The sequence below is a fragment of the Parafrankia sp. EUN1f genome (assembly GCF_000177675.1).
GTDB lineage: Bacteria > Actinomycetota > Actinomycetes > Frankiales > Frankiaceae > Parafrankia.
This window is the reverse complement of record NZ_ADGX01000285.1, coordinates 1-5047: the sequence shown is the minus strand read 5'-3', so window position 1 is coordinate 5047 and position 5047 is coordinate 1. Positions and strand designations below refer to the sequence as shown.

General features: G+C 65.1%; 3 protein-coding genes and 2 pseudogenes. 4 read left to right on the top strand and 1 reads right to left on the bottom strand.

The window, feature by feature from the left end; translation table 11 throughout:
- From FREUN1FDRAFT_RS48430 to FREUN1FDRAFT_RS40525, 3 genes and pseudogenes are all read left to right on the top strand, one after another.
- Window positions 1-1304, top strand: a pseudogene (locus FREUN1FDRAFT_RS48430) (serine/threonine protein kinase); the annotation flags it as partial.
- Window positions 1305-1366: 62 nt separating this feature from the next.
- Window positions 1367-2812, top strand: coding sequence for a diguanylate cyclase (locus FREUN1FDRAFT_RS48425; RefSeq protein WP_369809859.1), 1446 nt, complete (start codon window positions 1367-1369; stop codon window positions 2810-2812).
- Between the two features lie 200 nt (window positions 2813-3012).
- Window positions 3013-3905 (top strand): IS5 family transposase gene (locus tag FREUN1FDRAFT_RS40525; RefSeq protein ID WP_157475810.1). Its coding sequence is split into 2 segments (ribosomal slippage): window positions 3013-3367 and window positions 3367-3905, totalling 894 coding nucleotides; the frame shifts between segments, so codons are not numbered across the junction.
- 78 nt (window positions 3906-3983) lie between these two features.
- Here the strand turns inward: FREUN1FDRAFT_RS40525 and FREUN1FDRAFT_RS37800 are convergent.
- A pseudogene (locus FREUN1FDRAFT_RS37800) lies at window positions 3984-4601 on the bottom strand (IS5 family transposase); the annotation flags it as partial.
- Between the two features lie 243 nt (window positions 4602-4844).
- On the opposite strand from FREUN1FDRAFT_RS37800, the gene FREUN1FDRAFT_RS37795 reads away from it, so the two are divergent.
- Window positions 4845-5047, top strand: a 203-nt coding sequence (locus FREUN1FDRAFT_RS37795; RefSeq protein ID WP_006545715.1) for a transposase, incomplete at its 3' end; no start/stop codon positions are given.

The following is a 5047-nucleotide window of genomic DNA, read 5'->3' as shown; positions in this document are numbered from 1 at the left end:
GACACCCGCAGGAACAGCGACAGATGGTCAACCTGTTCCTGCGCGCCGCCGAGGAGACGAAGTTGCTGGTCGGCTCGCCTCTGGCGGAGCGGTTCCTGGCTGCAGCAGTGAGATTTATCGACCCGACCGACACTGATCAGTTGCTAGCGGTCCACCTCGACCGCCACGCCGCTTTGTACCGTCTGGGCCGGCTGGACGAGGCGGACGAGGCGTATCAAGCCATCTGCCGGCTGTGCACCGACCCGATCCAACACGCGGAGGCGACCGCGGTGCAGGTCAGCAGTCTTACTAGCCGGGGTCGAGCTGCCGAGGCGCTGCGACTCGGCCTCGATGCGCTTCGGAGCCTCGGCCACCATGTCCCGGACGGGGATCGGATGGAAATGGAGATCGATCGCGGTCTTGACGCGCTCTATCAGTGGATCGACCAGACAGGCGAAGCAGACGATCTGCGCCGACCGAAGATCACCGACCGTTCGCGCCTTGGCGTAATGCAGCTCATCAAACGGCTCATGGTTCCAGCATATGAGTGCGATCCGACAATACTAGCATGGTTGAGCGTGACGACGCTGCAGATGTGGGTGCGGGACGGTCCGCACCCCGCCCTGCTAGGCCCGAGTGGTTACATCGGGTTTGTGACCGTCTCTCGCAGACGCGACTACCGTATCGGTCAACGCATGACACGGCGGATCCTCGCGGTCGGCCAGGCTCGTGGATATCGTCCCGATCTATGGCTGGCGCAGTTCCTGTACGTGGCTGGTACTGGTCACTGGTTCGAACCACTCGAGGACAACCTGTCTGCGGCCCGCCGCGCACTGGATGGCCTTACCCAGAATGGCGATCCGCAAAATGCAAGTTATACCGCCAATATTATTATCGAGAACCTCCTCGACTGTGCACCATCGCTCGACCTCATTGCCACCGAGATTGACAAGGCACTGGCCTTCGCCGCCCGCACGGGCAATGGACAGGTCGAAGAAATTGTCCGCGCCTATCGCGGACTGATCCAGGTGCTGCGCGGAGCCGCCGTCGAATCAGCGGCCGACACGGCACCCGGGCAGCCGCTGCTCGCGGTCGAGCCCATCGTCATCGTCCACTTACAGGTCATCCGTGCACTCGCGGCCGCCATCTTCGACCATCCAGCTGACCTGGCTCGACACACGGCTGGCATGTCGATACTGCCCGGCATCGAATCACTCCACATGATGGCAACGGCACGTCTGCTGCGGGCCCTTGCGCTCGCCGGCGAGGCACGTGCAGTGGGGGGGAACAACGCGAGGTCGCGCTGGCGGAGCTCGACGGTCTGATCGCCTGGCTGACCAAGCGCGCAGCAGACGCTCCGGTCAACTTCGGACACCTGTTGCGCCTTGTGGAGGCGGAGCGGGCTTGGACTGTCGGCGACTTCCGCGGGGCGGCGTATGCCTTTGACGCGGCCCAATGCGAGGTCGCCACCCGAACGCGCCCTTGGCACAGGGCATTGATCCTGGAACGGGCCGCACGCTTTCAACTCGCACATGGCATGGTGGCGGCCGGAACCATGCTGTTGGCCGCCGCACGTCGGCAGTACCTGGACTGGGGCGCGGCTGCGAAGGTCAGTCAGCTCGACTGGGCCAACCCGGCGTTGCGCCTCGAGTCCGCTGGTCCGCAGCCGGTTCTGCCACCAGCGGTGGAGTTCGCTGCCCACCGTTCCGCTTTCACCACCGGCACCATCGACCTGCTCAGCGTCTTTGCAGCTTCACAGGCACTCAGCTCCGAAACCAGCATCGAGTGCTTGCGGAGCCGAGTCGTTGGGATCCTGTCTGCGATGACTGGTGCCACCGACGTCCACTTGCTGCTGCGTGGAGACAGGCCGCACGATTGGCTCGTGTCGAGTGATGATGAAGACTCTGTATCACTTGAGGAAGCCAGCAAGCGGGGCATTCTACCATCCTCGGTGATCTGGTACGCCGAACGCACCCGCACGCCAGTCATGGTTGCCGACGCTACCCACGACGACCGGTTCAATCGCGATCCCTACTTCACCGACGTCAATCGCTGCTCGTTGCTGGCCATCCCGATCATTAACCGTAATGAGTTACAGGCAATGTTGCTCCTGGAGAACCGGATGATGCGTGACGCTTTCACTGCGGACCGGCTCGAAGGAATCATGCTCATCGCCGGCCAGCTGGCCGTTTCCCTCGACAACGCTCGAGTGTACGGCTCCCTCGAGCGCAGGGTCGCCGAACGCACTGAAGAACTTGCCATAGCTAATCGGCGACTCGAACAGCTTTCGGTCACCGACCCGTTGACCGGGCTGGCCAACCGGCGACATCTTGGCGAGATCCTCGACCTTGAATGGCATCGGGCCCAGCGCCAGACGACCCCGCTCGCGCTCGCCATGATCGATATTGACCACTTCAAGTCTTACAATGATCACTTCGGTCACGCTGCCGGCGACCAGTGCCTGCAACGCGTCGCCGCCTGTCTGGCGGCCAGCACCCGCGACACCGATCTCACCGCTCGCTACGGAGGAGAGGAGTTTGCGGTGGTGATGCCGGGCGCCGATACTGGCGTTGCTTCCCGCATTGCCCACCGGCTCCGTTCCGCCGTGGCCGAACTGACCGAACCACATCCGCTGACCACCAAACGGATCGTCACTGTGAGTATCGGAGTCGTGTCGATTGTTCCAACTTCGACGGAGGAGACGGAAGCACTGGTCGAGCTGGCCGACTCCGCACTGTACCGGGCCAAGAGCGGCGGACGTAACCAGGTGGAGGTGACGCACCCACCCCTGACGCCACGACACACCGATGCGTCGCCGCGGTCTGGCGAATAGCCCTTTTGGTTCAGGTGTGCGGTCCCAGGCGAGTGAGGCCATGTCCACACCGGCGCGACGCTCACACTGGCGAAGGCCCGCAGCGCCCGGTGGACGCCACTAGGCCGTGTCCGGCCGATCATGGTTGATGGGTGTTGTCCTGGTGTGGGCGGTGACCTGGTTGGCCGGACACGTGGATTCCTTGCCGGGACGGTCGTCCTATGGGCCGGGGGGATCTGACAGCGCAGGAATGGGACCGGTTGGCGCCACTGCTGCCGGCGAGTAACGGACGGTGCGGCCGATGGCGGGACCACCGCCAAGTCGTGAACGGCATCCTGTTCCGGGTCCGTACCGGGGTGCCGTGGCGGGATCTACCGGAGCGGTTCGGGCCGTGGAAGACCGTGTACGAGCGGCATCGTCGCTGGTCGGCGGACGGGACCTGGGACCGGCTGGCCAGTGAGCTACGCCGCGGCGGGGATACCGACCCGCCCGCGGAGGCCGGTGGGACGTGGGAGCTGGGTGTGGACTCCACGATCTGTCGCGCCCACCAGCATGCCGCTGGCGCACCGAGACAGCGGCCCCGGGTACCGGGAAAAACCAGGTGCCTCTGAACGATGCGCCCGATGAAGGACTCGGCCGTAGCCGCGGCGGGTTCACCACCAAGATCCACCTGGGTGCCGACGGATATCGCCGGCCGGTCAGTCTTCTGATCACCGCTGGTCAGGTCGCGGACTCCACCCGGTTCACCGCGGTCGTGGACCGCGTCCGCATGCTCCGGTCGGGTCCTGGCCGGCCCAGGACCCGACCTGACCGGGTGCTGGCGGACAAGGCGTACTCCAGCCGCGCCAATCGGGCCTACCTGCGTGGCAGGGGTATCACCGCGACGATCCCCGAGAAGAGCGATCAGAAGGCCAACCGGCTCCGCCGTGGTCGCCGTGGTGGACGTCCGGTGTCCTTCGACGCCGAGGCGTACAAGCGCCGTAACACCGTCGAGCGGTGCATCAACCTGCTGAAACAGAACCGGGCTGTGGCCACCCGCTACGACAAACGTGCCTACGTCTTCCATGGCACTGTCACCGCCGCAGCGCTGCGGCTCTGGCTCCGACCACCATGATCGTCCGGACACGGCCTAAGGGAATGATCCTTGACCGGCTACCCGATCGCGAGTCCTAGGCCGTGTATTGATTTGTGATCAATGGGTGGTGCGGGTGAGGTCCTTGATCCAGATGATGGATGCGCGGAGGTGGAGTCCAGCGAGGTAGCTGGTGGGGGTCTTGTCGTAGCGGGTGGCGATGCCTCGCCAGGCCTTGAGCCTGTTGATCGCGCGTTCGACGGTGTTGCGGTCGGTGTACAGATCGGTGTCGTGGCGGACGGGTCGTCCGCCACGGCTGCCTTTGCGCTTGCGGTTCGCGGCCTGGTCGGCCTTCTCCGGGATCACCACGACGATGCCACGTCGGCGCAGGTAGACGCGGTTGGCCCGTGACGAGTAGGCCTTGTCCGCGGCGACCGCGTCGGGTCGGGTCCGAGGCCGCCCGATCGAACCGCGGACCCGGATCTTCCCGAGCACGGCGGTGAACTGGGGGCTGTCCGCGGCCTGCCCCGCGGTCAGCACGAATGCCAGCGGACGGCAGCGGCGGTCAGCGGCCAGATGCACCTTGCTGGTCAACCCACCCCGGGAACGTCCCAGCGACGCCGCGCTCAACCGGGCCCGATGCCGATGACGGACACGTCGCCGTTCGGCCCGCGCGAGGTCGTCGACGGACGGGGAGTCGCTGGCGGTATGCCCGTGTTGTCCCTGCGTGCCGCCCCGTTACCTTCTGGATGGCCCCGCAACGGGGCTCCCGGCCTCCGGACCTGGCATGACTTGAGCCCCTCGTCGGTCATGATCGAAAAAGTGGTGTCACCAAGTTCCGGAGGCATCGGCAGACCGCTGATCAGGGGCATGACCGTCGAACTCATCGTGAGCGAGACAGGCTCTTCGTAACGTGGATGCCGGCACGCTGATGCCGCAGGTGAGGCCGGGAAAGTAGACAGCGCTCGCGGGAGACAGCACGTGATCGATACCGGTGGCATCGACGTCTACCTGGGCCTGGACGTGGGCAAGGGCGAACACCATGCCACCGCTCTCACCCCAGCCGGGAAGAAGGCGTTCGACAAGCGGCTACCCAACAACGAACCGAAACTGCGGGAGGTATTCACCCGGCTGCAAGCCAAGCACGGCACCGTGCTGGTCGTCGTCGACCAACCTGCCTCCAT